The organism is Pelagibacterium sp. (assembly GCF_035555455.1).
Taxonomy (GTDB): Bacteria; Pseudomonadota; Alphaproteobacteria; order Rhizobiales; family Devosiaceae; genus Pelagibacterium.
The window spans coordinates 22,448-37,878 of the sequence record NZ_DATMGM010000046.1 but is presented as its reverse complement, the minus strand read 5'-3'; the positions used below and the strand labels follow the sequence as shown (position 1 = coordinate 37,878).

The 15,431-nt window shown below is 62.0% G+C and carries 17 protein-coding genes; 8 read left to right on the top strand and 9 right to left on the bottom strand.

The genetic code is table 11. The features are described from left to right. Nucleotide 1 precedes the first annotated feature (1 nt). From acs to gcvA, 3 genes are all read left to right on the top strand, one after another. Nucleotides 2-1,951: an acetate--CoA ligase gene (gene acs, locus VNS12_RS09445; RefSeq protein WP_325487577.1), complete on the top strand. Its 1,950-nt coding sequence runs from the start codon at nucleotides 2-4 to the stop codon at nucleotides 1,949-1,951. A gap of 14 nt (nucleotides 1,952-1,965) precedes the next feature. Next, on the top strand, nucleotides 1,966-2,703 hold the full coding sequence (locus tag VNS12_RS09440; protein ID WP_325487576.1) for a DUF1007 family protein: 738 nt from the start codon (nucleotides 1,966-1,968) through the stop codon (nucleotides 2,701-2,703). A gap of 112 nt (nucleotides 2,704-2,815) precedes the next feature. Continuing rightward, nucleotides 2,816-3,772, top strand: a complete 957-nt coding sequence (gene gcvA / locus VNS12_RS09435; RefSeq protein ID WP_325487575.1) for a transcriptional regulator GcvA — start codon at nucleotides 2,816-2,818, stop codon at nucleotides 3,770-3,772. 30 nt (nucleotides 3,773-3,802) lie between these two features. Here gcvA and cueR read toward each other — a convergent pair whose 3' ends face one another. Together cueR and VNS12_RS09425 are read right to left on the bottom strand one after the other, a co-directional pair. Further along, nucleotides 3,803-4,240: a Cu(I)-responsive transcriptional regulator gene (gene cueR, locus VNS12_RS09430; RefSeq protein ID WP_325487600.1), complete on the bottom strand. Its 438-nt coding sequence runs from the start codon at nucleotides 4,238-4,240 to the stop codon at nucleotides 3,803-3,805. Between the two features lie 60 nt (nucleotides 4,241-4,300). Then, the gene (locus VNS12_RS09425) at nucleotides 4,301-6,790 is read right to left on the bottom strand and encodes a heavy metal translocating P-type ATPase (RefSeq protein WP_325487574.1); all 2,490 of its coding nucleotides are present in this window, start codon (nucleotides 6,788-6,790) and stop codon (nucleotides 4,301-4,303) included. 189 nt (nucleotides 6,791-6,979) lie between these two features. Here VNS12_RS09425 and VNS12_RS09420 point away from each other — a divergent pair, with 189 nt between their 5' ends. After that, a complete protein-coding gene (locus VNS12_RS09420) occupies nucleotides 6,980-7,588 on the top strand; it encodes a DedA family protein (RefSeq protein ID WP_325487573.1) in 609 nt (202 codons plus the stop codon). 13 nt (nucleotides 7,589-7,601) lie between these two features. On the opposite strand, the gene VNS12_RS09415 is transcribed toward VNS12_RS09420, so the two are convergent. Then, nucleotides 7,602-7,997: a winged helix-turn-helix transcriptional regulator gene (locus VNS12_RS09415; RefSeq protein WP_325487572.1), complete on the bottom strand. Its 396-nt coding sequence runs from the start codon at nucleotides 7,995-7,997 to the stop codon at nucleotides 7,602-7,604. 253 nt (nucleotides 7,998-8,250) lie between these two features. Between VNS12_RS09415 and VNS12_RS09410 the strand changes: the two genes are divergently transcribed. After that, complete coding sequence (locus VNS12_RS09410) at nucleotides 8,251-9,411, top strand: D-alanyl-D-alanine carboxypeptidase family protein (RefSeq protein WP_325487571.1); 1,161 nt, start codon at nucleotides 8,251-8,253, stop codon at nucleotides 9,409-9,411. Nucleotides 9,412-9,414: 3 nt separating this feature from the next. Here the strand turns inward: VNS12_RS09410 and VNS12_RS09405 are convergent, their stop codons facing one another. Further along, nucleotides 9,415-9,657 (bottom strand): sulfurtransferase TusA family protein, encoded by a 243-nt coding sequence (locus VNS12_RS09405; RefSeq protein ID WP_325487570.1) that lies wholly within the window; start codon nucleotides 9,655-9,657, stop codon nucleotides 9,415-9,417. A 128-nt stretch (nucleotides 9,658-9,785) separates the two neighbouring features. Here VNS12_RS09405 and VNS12_RS09400 point away from each other — a divergent pair, with 128 nt between their 5' ends. Then, nucleotides 9,786-10,484 (top strand): PilZ domain-containing protein, encoded by a 699-nt coding sequence (locus VNS12_RS09400; RefSeq protein ID WP_325487569.1) that lies wholly within the window; start codon nucleotides 9,786-9,788, stop codon nucleotides 10,482-10,484. Between the two features lie 11 nt (nucleotides 10,485-10,495). Here the strand turns inward: VNS12_RS09400 and VNS12_RS09395 are convergent, their stop codons facing one another. After that, nucleotides 10,496-10,981, bottom strand: a complete 486-nt coding sequence (locus tag VNS12_RS09395; protein ID WP_325487568.1) for a CAP domain-containing protein — start codon at nucleotides 10,979-10,981, stop codon at nucleotides 10,496-10,498. A 253-nt stretch (nucleotides 10,982-11,234) separates the two neighbouring features. On the opposite strand from VNS12_RS09395, the gene VNS12_RS09390 reads away from it, so the two are divergent. After that, nucleotides 11,235-11,468 (top strand): hypothetical protein, encoded by a 234-nt coding sequence (locus VNS12_RS09390; protein WP_325487567.1) that lies wholly within the window; start codon nucleotides 11,235-11,237, stop codon nucleotides 11,466-11,468. Between the two features lie 40 nt (nucleotides 11,469-11,508). On the opposite strand, the gene fumC is transcribed toward VNS12_RS09390, so the two are convergent. The 3 genes from fumC to VNS12_RS09375 form a co-directional block, all read right to left on the bottom strand. Continuing rightward, a complete protein-coding gene (fumC, locus tag VNS12_RS09385; RefSeq protein WP_325487566.1) occupies nucleotides 11,509-12,909 on the bottom strand; it encodes a class II fumarate hydratase in 1,401 nt (466 codons plus the stop codon). Nucleotides 12,910-13,024: 115 nt separating this feature from the next. Further along, nucleotides 13,025-13,207 (bottom strand): 50S ribosomal protein L32, encoded by a 183-nt coding sequence (gene rpmF, locus VNS12_RS09380; RefSeq protein ID WP_325487565.1) that lies wholly within the window; start codon nucleotides 13,205-13,207, stop codon nucleotides 13,025-13,027. Between the two features lie 176 nt (nucleotides 13,208-13,383). Further along, a complete protein-coding gene (locus VNS12_RS09375) occupies nucleotides 13,384-14,115 on the bottom strand; it encodes a transglycosylase domain-containing protein (protein WP_325487564.1) in 732 nt (243 codons plus the stop codon). A gap of 169 nt (nucleotides 14,116-14,284) precedes the next feature. Between VNS12_RS09375 and VNS12_RS09370 the strand changes: the two genes are divergently transcribed. Further along, a complete protein-coding gene (locus VNS12_RS09370; RefSeq protein ID WP_325487563.1) occupies nucleotides 14,285-15,175 on the top strand; it encodes a polyprenyl synthetase family protein in 891 nt (296 codons plus the stop codon). An 18-nt stretch (nucleotides 15,176-15,193) separates the two neighbouring features. On the opposite strand, the gene VNS12_RS09365 is transcribed toward VNS12_RS09370, so the two are convergent. Further along, nucleotides 15,194-15,400, bottom strand: a complete 207-nt coding sequence (locus tag VNS12_RS09365) for a DUF1737 domain-containing protein (RefSeq protein ID WP_414693100.1) — start codon at nucleotides 15,398-15,400, stop codon at nucleotides 15,194-15,196. Between the last annotated feature and the right edge of the window lie 31 nt (nucleotides 15,401-15,431).

The following is a 15,431-nucleotide window of genomic DNA, read 5'->3' as shown; positions in this document are numbered from 1 at the left end:
TATGTTGAATGTGACTGAAGCGTTCGCTCCGTCGACTTCTGCGGCTGAGCGGACGCATGTGACGAGTGCACAATATGATGCGATGTATGCGCGTTCGATCGCCGATCCCGAAGGGTTCTGGAGCGAACAGGCGCGGCGGCTCGATTGGATCACCCCGTTCACCAGGGTCAAGAACACCAGCTTTAAGTGGCCCGATATCTCGATCAAATGGTTCGAGGACGGGGAACTTAACGTCACCGCCAACTGCATCGACCGGCATCTGGAAACCCGCGCCGAGCAGACCGCGATCATCTTCGAGCCCGACGATCCCAAGGCCGAGGCGCGCCATATCACCTATCGGCAATTGCACGAAAATGTGTGCCGCTTCGCCAACGTCCTCAAGGACCTGGGGGTGAGGAAGGGGCATCGGGTCACCATCTACATGCCGATGATCCCCGAAACCGCCTATGCCATGCTGGCCTGTGCGCGGATCGGGGCGGTGCATTCGGTGGTGTTCGGGGGCTTTTCCCCGGACGCGCTGGCCGGGCGGATCAACGATTGCGACAGCGCGGTCGTCATCACCGCCGACGAAGGGCGGCGCGGCGGCAAGACGGTGCCGCTCAAGGCCAATGTCGATATCGCCCTCGAAGACTGCCCGGGCGTCGACAAGGTGCTGGTGGTGCAAAACACCGGTGCCGATATCCCCATGAAGGGCAGCCGCGACCTGTACTGGCACGAGGCGGCGCAAACGGTTGAGCCGGTCTGTGCGCCAGAGCCGATGAATGCGGAGGACCCGCTGTTCATCCTCTACACCTCAGGCTCGACGGGCAAGCCCAAGGGAGTGCTGCACACAACCGGCGGCTACCTGGTCTATGTGGCGCTCACCCACGAGCTCACCTTCGACTATCGCGACGGCGAGGTCTATTGGTGCACCGCCGACGTGGGCTGGGTGACCGGCCACAGCTATATTCTCTATGGCCCGCTGGCCAATGGGGCGACCACGCTGATGTTCGAAGGCGTGCCCAACTTCCCTGATTTCGGCCGCTTCTGGGATGTGGTCGACAAGCATAAGGTCAATATCTTCTATACCGCGCCAACCGCGATCCGTGCCCTGATGGGGGCGGGCGACCAGTTCGTGGAACGGGCCGACCTCTCCAGTCTGCGGCTGCTGGGCTCGGTAGGCGAGCCGATCAACCCGGAAGCCTGGCTGTGGTATCATCGGGTTGTGGGCCGCGAGCGCTGCGTGGTGGTCGACACCTGGTGGCAGACCGAAACCGGGGGGTTCATGATCTCGCCATTGCCCGGCGCGATCCCCACCAAGCCCGGGTCGGCCACCAAGCCGTTCTTCGGCGTGCAGCCGGTGGTGCTCGATCCCGAAAGCGGCAAGGTGCTGGACGGGGAAGCCTCGGGCGTCTTGGCCATCGCCGATAGCTGGCCGGCCCAGATGCGCACGATCCATGGCGACCACCAACGCTTCAAGGAAACCTATTTCCAGCAATACAAGGGCTTCTACTTTTCCGGCGACGGCTGCCGGCGCGATGAAGATGGCTATTACTGGATCACCGGGCGGGTCGATGACGTGCTCAACGTCTCGGGGCACCGGCTGGGGACCGCGGAAGTGGAAAGCGCGCTGGTGGCCCATCCCAAGGTGTCCGAGGCCGCCGTGGTGGGTTTCCCGCACGATCTCAAGGGACAGGGCATCTATTGCTACGTGACCCTTATGGCCGGCGAGACCGCGTCCGACGACCTCGCCACCGAACTGCGCAACTGGGTGCGCAAGGAGATCGGGCCGATCGCTTCGCCCGACCACATCCAGTTCGCCCCCGGCCTGCCCAAGACCCGTTCTGGCAAGATCATGCGGCGCATCCTGCGCAAGGTCGCCGAGAACGATTTTGGCGCGCTCGGCGATACCTCGACACTCGCCGATCCCGGCGTCGTCGACGATCTCGTTGAGAACAGGAAAAACCGCTGAGGCGGGATCACACAATGCGGATGGCGGCAAAAAAGATCACTGCAAAAATCTTGCCGGCATCCGTCTTCTGGCTTTCCGTCACGGTTGCCGCGCATGCGCACCCCCATATCTTCATCGACGCCAGCGCCGATATCGCGATGGGAGACAATGGCCAGATCGTAGGGATCACGCATATCTGGACGTTCGATCCCCTCTTTTCCTCATGGCTGATCCAGGGAATCGAACGCGATGAAAACGGGAAACTGGATCAGCAGCGCCTAGATGAAATCGGCCTGCACGATGTAACCGAACTCCAGCATTACAGCTACTACACCCAGGTAACCGGCGAGGGCGCCGACCTTTCCTTCCGCGCCAGCGAATCGCTAACGATCGAAGAGGTGGACGGACGGCTGCGCCTTTTCTTCGACATCACCCCGCAGGGAACCGGAAGGGCCTATCGCGAGATCGCGGTTTCCATATTCGATCCCCATTTCTATACGGCCTTTTCCTTCGCCGATCCGGACGGGCTCGCCGTCAGCGGCGTCCCCGATCAATGTAGCGTGACGCGGCAGGAACCGGCCCCACTTCCCGACAGTATCCTGCAAAGGTTGGCAAACTTGCCCGCCAATGTTTACGAACTTCCCCCCGAACTTGCCGCAGCAATCGGGGGTCGGGAGGGGAAAATCCTCATTTCCTGCGATGTCCCGCCGATCGAACACCCCTTCAGTTTCGGCACCCTGAACGGGGATCAACCGCGCTTCTGGCCCTTCTGAACCGTCTAGAGAACCGATCGCAGCGCCGCCAAACTAGTATACCAGCTCTTGACAAAACGGCCTGATCCGCCAATTCTTGACCTATCCGGACAGGAAGAAAACCTTCGCCGCCATGAAATCGCCGACCCACCTCAATGCATTGCGGGCTTTTGAGGCCAGCGCCCGGCACGGAAGTTTTTCCGGCGCGGCTGGCGAACTCAACGTGACCGCCGCCGCCGTCGGGCAACTGGTGCGCGGGCTTGAGGATTGGCTTGGGTCGCCCCTGTTTCATCGCAGCGCATCGGGGCCCGCCCGCCTCGCGCTGACCGATCTTGCCGAAAATGCCCTGCCCGACATCCGCGCCGGACTGGGTCATTTGTCTCTCGGGCTGGAGCGCATGAAGGAGACCGTGGCGAGCGGGCTGCTTACCGTAGCCGTCAGCCCAGCCTTTACGGCCAAATGGCTCCTGCCGCGCTTCGAACGCTTCCAGGCGGAGTTTCCCGACATCGACGTTCGTCTCGACACCAGCGTCAAGCTCATCGATTATGTCACACATGGCATCGACGTCGGCGTTCGATACGGAGCAGGTTCATGGCCCGGGCTCACCGCCGAAAAGTTGATGGACGAGGAAATTTTCCCGGTGTGCTCCCCGGTGCTGCAGAAGACCCTCGGCCTGACAGCACCCATCGACATCGCGCATCACACACTCATTCATGATCAGTCGGCTGATCCTGCGGCGGGCCTGATGACCTGGACCGTCTGGCTCAAGAAGGCAGGTATCGACGCTAGTTTCCGCAGCGGTGGCATAAAGCTCAACAACGCCATCGCCGTCCTGCAAGCTGCTATTGACGGCCAGGGGATCGCGCTCGCCCGCGGCATCCTGGCTCACGATGATCTCGCGGCCGGCAGGCTGGTTCGCCTGTTCCCCCAAATCACTGTGCCATCGGCGCTGGCTTATTACGTGGTCTATCGCCCCGAATGTGTGACACTGTCGCGATTCGCAGCGTTTCGTGGCTGGCTGATCAGGGAAGCCGCAAAAGATGCCGCTTTGGCGCCTCCAGAGTTCACCCCCGTTGGCCGAAGTGCCTAACACCTGAGATTGACCTGCCCGTGACGGGTTTTACGCAATCGCTCCGGCGCGCGGATGGATCGAAAGGTCCTCGTCATCTCGGTCGGTTTCGAGCCGTTGCAAAATCGGGCATTGGGGCCGACTGTCGCCGCGGCAAGACTTGATCAGCACATTGAGCGTATTGGCCATATCCTGCAATCCGGCGATCTTTTTCTCCAGGTCTGCGACATGGCCCTGCGCCAGCCGCTTCACCTCGGAGCTGTGGCGGGTTTCATCGCGCCACAGGCCAAGCAGGTCGCCGATCTCGGCCACCTGAAACCCAAGATCGCGCGCCCGGCGCACGAATCGCAGCATGTGCACGTCGGTGTCCGAATAGTCGCGATACCCCGACGCGGTCCTGTCCGCCTTGGGGATCAGGCCGGTCTGCTCGTAATAGCGGATCATCTTGGCCGATACGCCCGATGCCTTTGCAGCCTCTCCGATATTCATCATCATTCTCCTCGACGTTTCCGGCGGCCGGACCTGATATGGATCCTGCCGCCGGGGCTTTCAGTTCGCCACTTTGAACCTGCGCAAGCGCAGCGCATTACCAACCACGAATACGCTCGACAGAGCCATGGCTCCGGCGGCGAACACTGGCGAGAGCAGGATGCCATAGGCGGGGTACAGCAGCCCGGCAGCCACCGGGATCAGGGCCGTATTATAGGCAAAAGCCCAGAACAGGTTCTGCCGGATGTTACCGATCGTTGCCTTGGAAAGGGCAATGGCGTTGGGCACACCCTGCAAATTGCCCGACATCAGGACAACATCCGCCGCTTCGATGGCAATATCGGTTCCCGACCCGATGGCCAGCCCCACATCGGCCTCGGCCAGCGCCGGGGCGTCGTTGATGCCGTCGCCGACAAACGCCACCTTACCATGCTCGGCCTTGAGCCTGCGCACCGCATCGACCTTGCCGTCCGGAAGCACTTCGGCAATCACCTCGTCAATGCCCAGCCGCGCGGCGATGGCTTTGGCCGTACGCGCATTGTCACCGGTGACCATCGCAACCTTGAGACCGAGATCGTGCAAGGCCCTGATCGCTGCCGGAGTGGTATCGCGGATCGGATCGGAGACCGCGATGATCGCCGCCAGCTTGCCGTCGATGGCCGCATAGAGTGGCGACTTGCCTTCATTGCCAAGCCGTTCGGCAACCGCGGCGAACCCACTCACATCATGGCCGAGTTCGACCATATAGCGATCCGCACCAATCTCGACGCGCTGGCTATTCACATCGGCTTTGACACCAAAACCGGTGACCGATTCGAACTGTGAAACCGGAGCCAGATCGATGCCTTCCTGCTTGGCTGCATCGACGATAGCGCGCGCAATCGGATGTTCCGATCGGGCCTCGACCGCCGCCACGGCACCCAGCACGGGCGCGCGGGCAAAACCTTCCGCCAGTTCCAGATCGGTCAGAGCTGGCTTGCCTTCGGTCAACGTTCCGGTCTTGTCGACCGCAACCACCCGCGCATCCCTGAGCAATTGCAGCGCCTCGCCCTTGCGGAACAGCACCCCCAGCTCGGCCCCGCGCCCCGTGCCCACCATGATCGAGGTGGGGGTCGCCAGTCCCATGGCGCAGGGGCAGGCGATGATCAGCACGGCCACGGCGTTGACCAGCGCAAACGTTAGCGCCGGCGACGGCCCGAAGATCAGCCACACCACAAAGGCCAGCGCCGCGACCAGAAAGACAGCTGGCACGAACCACATGGTTACCTTATCGACCAGGGCCTGGATCGGCAGTTTCGACCCTTGCGCGTCTTCGACCATGCGGATGATCTGCGACAGCACCGTGTCAGCCCCCACCGCCGTCGCCCGGAAGCTGAAGGCCCCGGTCTGGTTGACTGTGCCCCCGACCACAGCGCTGCCGACGCCCTTGGCCACCGGGATCGGTTCCCCGGTGATCATCGATTCATCGACATAGCTGTCACCCTCGATCACCTCGCCGTCGAGCGGAATGCGCTCGCCGGGCCGAACCTCAACAAGGTCTCCGGCGACAACCGACCCGATGGGTAGATCGAAAACCGTACCGTCACGATTGATCCGCGCCGTCTTGGCCTGCAAGCCGACCAGCCGCCGGATCGCGTCCGATGTCCGCCCTTTAGCGCGGGCCTCCATCAGGCGGCCAAGCAGGATCAGGGTGACGATCACCGCCGCCGCTTCATAATAGACATTGACGGTGCCCGCTGGCAGCAGGCCGGGCAAAAACGTCGCCACCAACGAATAGCCATAGGCGGCCAGGGTCCCCACCGCCACCAGCGAGTTCATATCCGGGGCAAACCGCGCCAAGGCGGGCAAGCCCTTTTGATAAAAGCGCAGCCCGGGGCCGAACAGCACGATCGAGGTCAGCGCGAACTGGATGTACCAGCTCCACTGCATCCCGATGCTCGTTTCAATCAGACGCCCAAAAGCGGGAACGAGGTGCGACCCCATCTCGATCAGAAACACCGGCGCCGTCAGGATCGCCGCGAGCGCGAAGTCGCGATAGAGCCGCTGCTGCTCGGCCTCCTTCTTTTCCGCCTGCTGCGCGTCCCCGTCGGCACTATCTCCAACCGGCTGGGCCGCGTATCCCGCCGCCGCGATGGCGGCAATCACCGCCCCCACATCCGCCGAGCCGCGGACAGTGGCGCGCTCTGTGGCCAGATTCACCACGGCGTCGGTAACGCCAGGCACGGCCTTTACGGCAGCCTCCACCCGACCAACACAAGACGCGCACGTCATCCCCTCGATGGCCAGCGCAACCGCATCACCGGCTCCGATCTGCGGCGCAGGCACGGAATACCCCGCCTTTTCGACGGCCTTGGCAAGCGTTTCATGATCGGCCCCCGCCCCGGCAGTGATGCTGGCGCGCTCGGTCACCAGATTGACCGACACCTCTTCAACCCCCGGCACCTCCAACAGCGCGCGTTCGACACGCCCGACGCAGGACGCACAGGTCATCCCCTCGATGGGCAGGGATATCGATTCAACCTGATCAGTAGTGGGGAAGGTGGCATTCATGGCCGCCTCCTTTCTCGTTCCGAAAGCAATTCGGATCACAAGATGGTGCTTCCAACCGTGGGAAGGTCAAGAGTGAAATTCACGTCATCCCAATTGTTGCGTGAGCCGAAAGCAGAAACTTTCTCCCCCGCGCTGTTGCCCCTCTCGCCAATGTCGTGCAAAACCCGCCCGACGGCAGAAAGGCGGGCAATGAGCGACTGGATCATCAATACCATTACCGACTGGGGCTATTTCGGCATCATGATGCTGATGTTTGTCGAAAACGTCTTCCCGCCGATTCCGTCCGAACTCATCATGCCGTTTGCGGGCTATGCCGCCGCCGATGGCCGTCTCAACCCGCTCGGGGTGCTGCTGGCCGGCACCGCCGGTTCGATGTTGGGCACCAGTGTCTGGTACGGTGTTGCGCGGCTACTGGGCATCGAACGGTTTCGCCTTCTGTGCAACTTCTTTGGCCGGTTCGCGACGATCTCCGAGGCCGATATCGATATGGCGGTGCGCTGGTTCGACCGCTACGGCATCTGGGCCGTCCTGATCGGGCGTTTGATCCCGGCCATCCGTACCTTGATCTCGGTGCCTGCCGGGCTGGCGGCCATGCCTGTTGGCCGGTTTTTCGCCATCTCCTTGATCGGCACCACCGTGTGGACGGGCCTGCTCACCTTCTCAGGGTTTTTGCTCCATGAGAGCTACCCGGTGGTCGAGGCTTATGTGGACCCGGTTTCCACAGGCGTCGTTATTCTGGCGGTACTGATTTATCTCTATCGGTTCATCACCTGGAAGCCGATCAGGGACATCGGCTGATCTGGCAAGACCTTCAGGCGCGCTTGCATTCCGGCGCGGTCTCGATGGCCTGCGCGCGATCATAGGCGGTGCGAGCCTCGGCGACAGCCTGTTGATGCTTTTCCGCCCAATCCCACAGCGCACTGATCGGCCCGGTCAGGGTTCGACCCAGTTCGGTCAGACGGTATTCGACGCGCGGGGGAATTTCCGGATAGACCGTGCGGATCACCAGCCCGTCGCGTTCCAGATTGCGCAAAGTCAGGGTCAGCATGCGCTGGGACACGCCATCGACGGCGCGCAGCAATTCTGAAAATCGCATGGTGCCGCCATCGAGACGCTCAACCACCATGACGCTCCATTTGTCGCCGATGCGATTGAGAATGTCCGTCATTGCGGCACAGACTGTCGTTTCATCACGCTCGATGCGCATGATCTGACCCCTGAACGTGGCGGATACGGCCTCCAATATAAGCAGGAGGGCCTCTGATTGAAACCCCGGGCCGCTGTGAGCCAACCGCACCGCAAAAAGCCGGCCCCGTGTTCTTCCGCACCTGGTCGGGCATTGTTCTGCCCAATTTGGGCTGTTAAGGATGCCCGACCCATTCAACGAGAACCCGTCGGCACCTGTGTGAAGGGCATGAATGCCAGCAGCACGGAGCCGCAGATGACAAGGAAATTGGTGCGTGCACACCGTTAGACGATTGCTGTTGTTGTGTGCACTTGCAGTCGCCAGCGTCGCGGCATCGTTCGGTCCCGCCCTGGCGCTCCCTCAGCTTCTCATCGACATGCGCACCAATGAAGTGCTGTTTGAAAATGAGGCCGGCCTGCCCTGGCACCCCGCCTCACTCACCAAGCTCATGACCGCGCTCATCGCTTTTGAGGCCATCGAAACCGGGCAGGCCTCGCTGTCCACCCCCGTCATCACCACGGCCAACGCGCTGTCTGTCGAGCCCTCCAAGATGGGGCTTGCCGAAGGCACCGCGATCACCCTTGAAGATGCGCTCTACATCCTGATCGTCAAATCGGCCAACGACATTGCCGTCGCAATCGGGGAAACCATCGCCGGGAGTGAACCGGCTTTCGTCGACATGATGAACCGCCGCGCGGCCATGATGGGACTTTCCGGCACCCATTTCGTCAACCCGCACGGCCTGCACGATCCCCGTCAGGTAACGACCGCCCGTGATATCGCCATGGTAGCGCTCACCATCCGCGCCCGCTTCCCTCAATATGACTCGATCTTTGCCACCCGCACGGTGGCCTTCGGCCAGTCCCGCTCGCACGCCAACAACGAATTGTTGACCGGATTTTCGGGCACCGACGGCATGAAGACGGGTTATATCTGCGCCTCGGGGCTCAATGTCGTTGCCACCGTTTATCGCGACGGACGCCAGTTGATGGCCGTCACCCTGGGTGCCAATTCTTCGCGCGAGCGCGGCGAAATGACTGCCCAGATGCTGTATTCGGGCTTTGCTGGCGGGTATCGCGGCACAGGCCGCAACGTAGTCGACATCAGCAACAATCTGGGTCTGATGCCCACCGACATGCGTAGCAATATCTGCGGAGCCGGTGCCGCCGAATATGCTGAAGCCCGCAAGGCGGTGTTTTCCGCCGGGCTGGACGGACAGATTTCCTATCTCAACGATACGCTGGTGCCGCCGACCCATACAGTTTCGACCCTGGGCCGCCTCGCCAACGTGCCGCTGCCCCGCCCGCGTCCCGATACACCGATGTTTGCCTGGACGCCCCCGTCCCAGCCCGCCGCGATCGGCTTCGGGGACGCCTCGATCGTCTCGCTCACCCCATCGGGCACTATGGTGCCTCTGCCCCGTCCGCGCCCCTGATCGTCAGGGCTGGGCGACAGCCTTCGCTCCATCGCGGATAATGTCAAAGCGCGACACGCCACCACCCTGCTCGGAAATCTCCAGCGCGTGTCCCTGCTGGCGGCAATAGAGCGCAATATCGATCCGCGCGACCGGATCGGTGGCCAGCACGACGATTGCGTCTCCGGGCGCTGCTGTTTCGAGCACTCTTTCCAGTTTGAGCACCGGCAAGGGACATTTGAGCCCCCGCGCGTCGATCGTTGTCAAGATATCCAGCCTTCTGCCCGAAAATGCTGCCGCCAGGGATCAAGGCAAACAGCAAGACTTTATTCAATATGAAGCTGCATTATCGGGACTTCCCGTATCGCGCAAGCGCACTAGGGGAGGAGGACGCAATGAATATGACGGGAGCTGATCAGGGTGGCGGCAAGGACCGCGCCCGCCTGCTGGCCAATATTCCCGGACGCTACCATCTGGAGAAATGGTCGGCCGGATCCGAACGGCCAACGACGGTATTTGCCTGCCGTATCCAGCGCATTTCCCCTTCAAACCTGCTGCTTTCCGCGCCCGTCTCAGGCGACGTAGGTGATTGGGTGATCGGGCAGTTCAACGAGTTCGGGCGCCTGCGGGGGCAGATCGAGCGCACCCTGGGATTTGGCTTTGCCATGTCGCTCGAACTCGACAGCGAAGCGCGCCGGGGCATGGCCGACCGGATTGCCTGGCTCGACAGGCACAAGAATTATGCGGTAACCGACACTCGGCGCCATTCCCGCCTTCTGCCCCGCGATCCGCAATCGGTCATCGTTCTGGCCGATGCCAGTCTGGTGCCGTGCTTTGTGATCGACATGTCCAATTCCGGCGCCGCGGTTTCAGCGGAACTTGATATCAGCGTCGGCATGCCGCTAGCCATCGGCACTGTGGTTGGGCGGGTCGTACGGATGCTCGATCATGGCTTTGCCGTGCGATTTATCGAAACCATCGCCACAACCGAGCTTGAGGCAAGGCTGATCCGCAGCCCGGAACAATTGCTGCCGGACCAACAGCGAAGGCTACACGCCGCAACCCGCGTACTGACAGCTGCCGGAGCTCGCTAAAGCGCGCCCTGTTACCGCGCCAGCACCATCACCCAATGCGTGCCATAGGCGGAATTGGGGTCATAGACTGCCGCGAACCCCGCGCGCCTGGCATCGCCCATCGCCAGGACATCCGCATCGGCTGGGCTATTGCGCCAGCCTGAGAAGGTTTCCGCAAAATTGGTATAGCCCGCTGACAGGCGCATGGCGGCAAGGTCGCCGGGCTTGGCGGGCGGGGTGCCGGTGCGCGCATACTGAGCGGCAAGCGCCTGGGCCTGCGCATCAAGGCCCGCATCGGCCGCCAATGCAGACACTCCGCGCACCGCCCGATACTGGTTGATAATCGTCAGGGCCGACCGGTGATCCATCTGCGCGCCCGGGGTGCTGACCTGCGCCACAAGGCCCGGCTCAAGCCCACCCGATACCGGCCCGCTGCTGCTGCATGCAGCCACTCCTCCCACGCAGGCAAGCGCCAGGACAACACGGGACATCGGGGCGAAGACGGAGGTCAGGGGCATGGCGGAGCCTTTGCGGTGCGATCCGGAAAACATCCGTCCCTCAAGATAGCAACAAAGCCGCAAAATTGCGGCGCGTTTCTTGCCGCTTTGTTAACGCTGCACCGATCGCGTTAACCATACCGCATAACGTCTGTGCCAATCGTTAACAAATCGTTGCCATCTGGCACGACAATTGCGACCATTCCAGTGAGAATGCACCCAAAGTGTGCCGAAACGGGACAAGCGTCCCGCTCTGGAACGAGACGAGCGGAAAATGGGTACGGTAAACGGCAACAAGCGACGCATTTCGGCACACAAATTGCCGATCAGCCTGCCACGTCCCGGCGCCCTTCTGTCCGAGCGCGCGCCCCAGGCGGCATTTCTTGTCCAGCTTCTGGGCACGGGGGCCTCGATCAGCGATGCCCAGGCAAACCACAGCTATCGCACCGCTGAGGCCAGCGCGACAAAGCGCATCCCCACCGGCTATCGCAAATCAGTGTCGATCTGAGGCGGGCCCCCGGTCCCGCCCTTCCCGTAGGGCCTTTGGCCTATGTCTTGGCGGGAAGCGGTCCGACCATTCGTTCGGGCCGGACTTCGGCGTCAAATTCCGCACCCGTCAGCAGCCCGAGATTGATCGCCTCTTCACGCAGGGTGGTGCCGTTCTGATGCGCGGTCTTGGCGATTTTGGCGGCGTTATCATAGCCGATCTTGCGGTTGAGCGCCGTCACCAGCATCAGCGAATTGTTGAGGTGCTCCTCGATCCGCTTGCGGTCGGGCTCAAGACCCACGGCACAATTATCGTTGAACGATTTGGCCGCATCGCCCAGCAAACGCACCGACTGGAGGAAATTATACGCAATGACCGGCTTGAAGACGTTGAGTTCGAAATTGCCCTGTGACGCGGCAAAACCGATGGTCGCGTCATTGCCCATCACCTGGGTGACCACCATGGTCAGGGCTTCCGATTGGGTCGGGTTCACCTTGCCCGGCATGATCGAAGACCCGGGCTCGTTTTCCGGAATGGTGATCTCCCCCAACCCCGAGCGCGGGCCCGAAGCCAGCCAGCGCACGTCGTTGGCCACCTTCATCAGCGCAGCCGCAAGCTGCTTGAGCGCGCCCGAAGCGCTGACAAAGGCGTCGTGTCCAGCGAGAACCGCAAACTTGTTGGGCGCGGTCACGAACTGATGGCCGGACAAGCGCGCGATTTCTTCGGCCACGCCCACTGCATAATCGGGATGGGTGTTGAGCCCGGTGCCCACCGCCGTGCCCCCCAGCGCCAGCTCGCGCAACTGTTCGAGCGAGCCGCGTACAGCTCGGAGCGCGGCGTCGATCTGGGCAACCCATCCGGAGATTTCCTGGCCCAGGGTAAGGGGCGTCGCGTCCTGAAGATGGGTACGGCCAATCTTGACCACGTCCATGAATTCTTCGGATTTCCTGGCCAGCGTGTCGCGCAGCAGCTCCACCTTGGGAAACAGGGTCTCCTCGACACTAACCACCGCCGCAATATGCATGGCGGTGGGATAGGTGTCGTTTGACGACTGGCTCATATTGACATGATCGTTGGGATGGATCGGGGTTTTCGACCCCATCTGCCCGCCCGCCATTTCGATGGCACGGTTCGAGATCACCTCATTGACGTTCATGTTCGACTGGGTGCCCGACCCGGTCTGCCAGACCACAAGCGGGAAATGATCGTTCAACTGCCCGGCGATCACTTCGTCGGCTGCGGCTACAATCAGGTCCCGGACCGCTTCGTCCATCAGCCCCAGCCGAGTATTGGTGACCGCGGCAGCCTTTTTAAGAACCCCGAACGCGTGGATGATTTCCAGCGGCATCTTTTCGCCGCCGATATCGAAATTCATCAGCGAGCGCGCGGTCTGGGCACCGTAATATTTCTCGTTTGGAACCTCGATCGGGCCCATTGAGTCGGTTTCTGTCCGCGTGCTCATCCAGTCGTCCTCCGAGACGTGATAACAAAAAGGCCAGCCCTTTTCAGGGACTGGCCGTAATCGCGACGGGAACCCCCGTCAATGGCGCTTTAGTTCAAGCGCCAGAAGCCAAGGCTCAGTTGCTCTTGGCCTCAAGAATCTGACGGCCGCGATACATGCCGGTCTTCAGATCGACATGATGCGGACGGCGAAGCTCGCCGCTATCCTTGTCTTCAACGTAAGTTTCGGCCTTGAGCGCGTCGGCCGAGCGGCGGAAACCGCGCTTCATCGGCGTCGTCTTCCTCTTCGGAACTGCCATGTGACTACTCCATTTTCCTCGTTGCCAAACCTGCGGGGCAATTAAGACCCTGCCGCGCCGGTCAAGCAGAAACTGTCATACCGTGTTCGGATCGAGGCGCTCTATACTAGATCGCCAGTGTCTTGGCTAGAGTGCCGTGAGGAAAAATCGCCGTCGATTTGTCAGCCGCCAATGTCTTATAGCGCCGGCGCCCCTTTGAACAGGCAGGAGGCATGAGACGAAAACCGCAGCGCCCGCGCTTCGACAATCCCGGCAACCCGCATCAGCCCGGCGCTTGGCTGTCCCGGCCGTCGCACATGCGGGTTGGGCAGCGTCACCGCCAACAGCGCCGCCCGACGCCAGGTGAAATTCTCCGCCGTGGTACCAAAGGCGGCCTGTGCACCCGCCTCCACCCCGAACTGCCCGTCGGGGCCCCATTCGGCGATGTTGAGATAGATTTCCATCACCCGCCGCTTGGGCAGGACGAAATCGATATAGAGCGCCAACGGCACTTCCAGCCCCTTGCGGATCACCGAACGCCCGTTCCACAAGAACAGATTGCGCGCCACCTGCATGGTGATGGTCGACGCGCCCCGGGCCGGAGCGCCCGCAAGAAAGGCTTCGACTTCAGCCCGTAGCGCTGCTGAATCCACGCCGTTGTGCGAGCAGAACTGCCCATCTTCCGACAGCATCACCGCCGTCTTGAGCCGGTCCGAAATCTGGTCGATGGGGCGCCACTGCCGAGTAACGGGCTGCCCGGTCAGATAACGGCCAACCATCAGCGTCGAAACCGGCGGGACGAGGGAATAGACCGGCACCATGACGAGCGGAATGGCAATTATCGCCGCCAGAGCGACTAAAGGAATGCGCACCCAGCGCCATACGCCCTTGCGCCCGCGCTTTGTCTTTGCGACCAAAGTTTCATCCATTCTTTCGCCCTGCCGCCGCCCCCGCGCTTGCTCGATCACCCTCAAGGCTTTAAAGCCTTTCGTGCAAAATCGGATACCACTTTCGCGGCCTGAAAGCGCCAGCGATCAGCACAATACAGGAATTTCCACGATTCAGGGAAAAGCGGAATCATTGCGGGCTGAGCACCTCATGGATGCGCATGACTTCGAGACGGCGCTCGTAGACTGCGCTGCCCAGACTGAAGCCTATCTTGCCGCTTGGATCGATGCGACGGGCGCTCCCGAACGGTTGAGCGCTGCCATGCGCCATGGCGCCCTGGCCGGCGGCAAGCGGCTGCGCCCCTTCCTGGTCCGCGCCAGCGCCGCCTTGTTCGATATTTCCGCCCCTCACAGCCTGCCTGCGGGGGCTGCGCTGGAAATGATCCATTGTTATTCCCTCATCCATGACGACCTGCCCGACATGGACAACGACGAGATGCGGCGCGGCAAACCCACCGTGTGGAAGGCCTTTGATCCGGCTCTGGCGATCCTGGCCGGCGACGCCCTGCTCACTGAAGCTTTTGCCATACTCGCCGATCCGCTGACCCACCCGGACCCGGCCATCCGCGCCGCACTGGTCGCCACGCTGGCGCGGGCCGCAGGCGCAGCAGGAATGGTCGGCGGACAGGTTCTCGACATTGAGGGCGAGACCACGCCGCTCAATGAAGCGGGTATCCTGCGCATGCAAGCGGGAAAGACCGGTGCGTTGATCCGATGTGGCGTCGACATGGGCGCCATCCTTGGCGGCGCATCGGCCGATCAGCACGAAGCGCTGTTGCGCTATGGCTCTGCCGCCGGCCTTGCCTTTCAGATCGCCGATGACATTCTCGACATCACCGCCACCTCGGTGGCGCTCGGCAAGACCGCTGGCAAGGACATCGCCCAGAACAAATCCACCATCGTCGCCCGTCGCGGCGTCGAGGGCGCGCGCCGCCTGCTCGACGATGCCGTGTTGGAAGGGTCCGAGGCACTTGCTCCGTTTGGCGACCGGGCCCAGCCGCTGCGCGCCCTGATCACCCATTTCGCCAACCGCGAAAGCTGATGTCAGCCGAAGACAGTCCTAGACGTAATCGGTGAGCTTCCTGGTCTCGTCATAGTGCTGTTCGGCGACCTCTTTGGTGACCGCCTGGCCGCAGCGCATCTTGCCCGCCACCGGGTCGAACACATAGTGCGGCTCGCCATACAGCAGCCAGCCTTCGCTCAACGCCTTGGTAACCTTGTGGCAGAAAGCGGAATCGTCATCGCCGGTCAGAAAACGATAGATCACTATAAAAACCTCCTTCTGCCGCCCGCTCGCT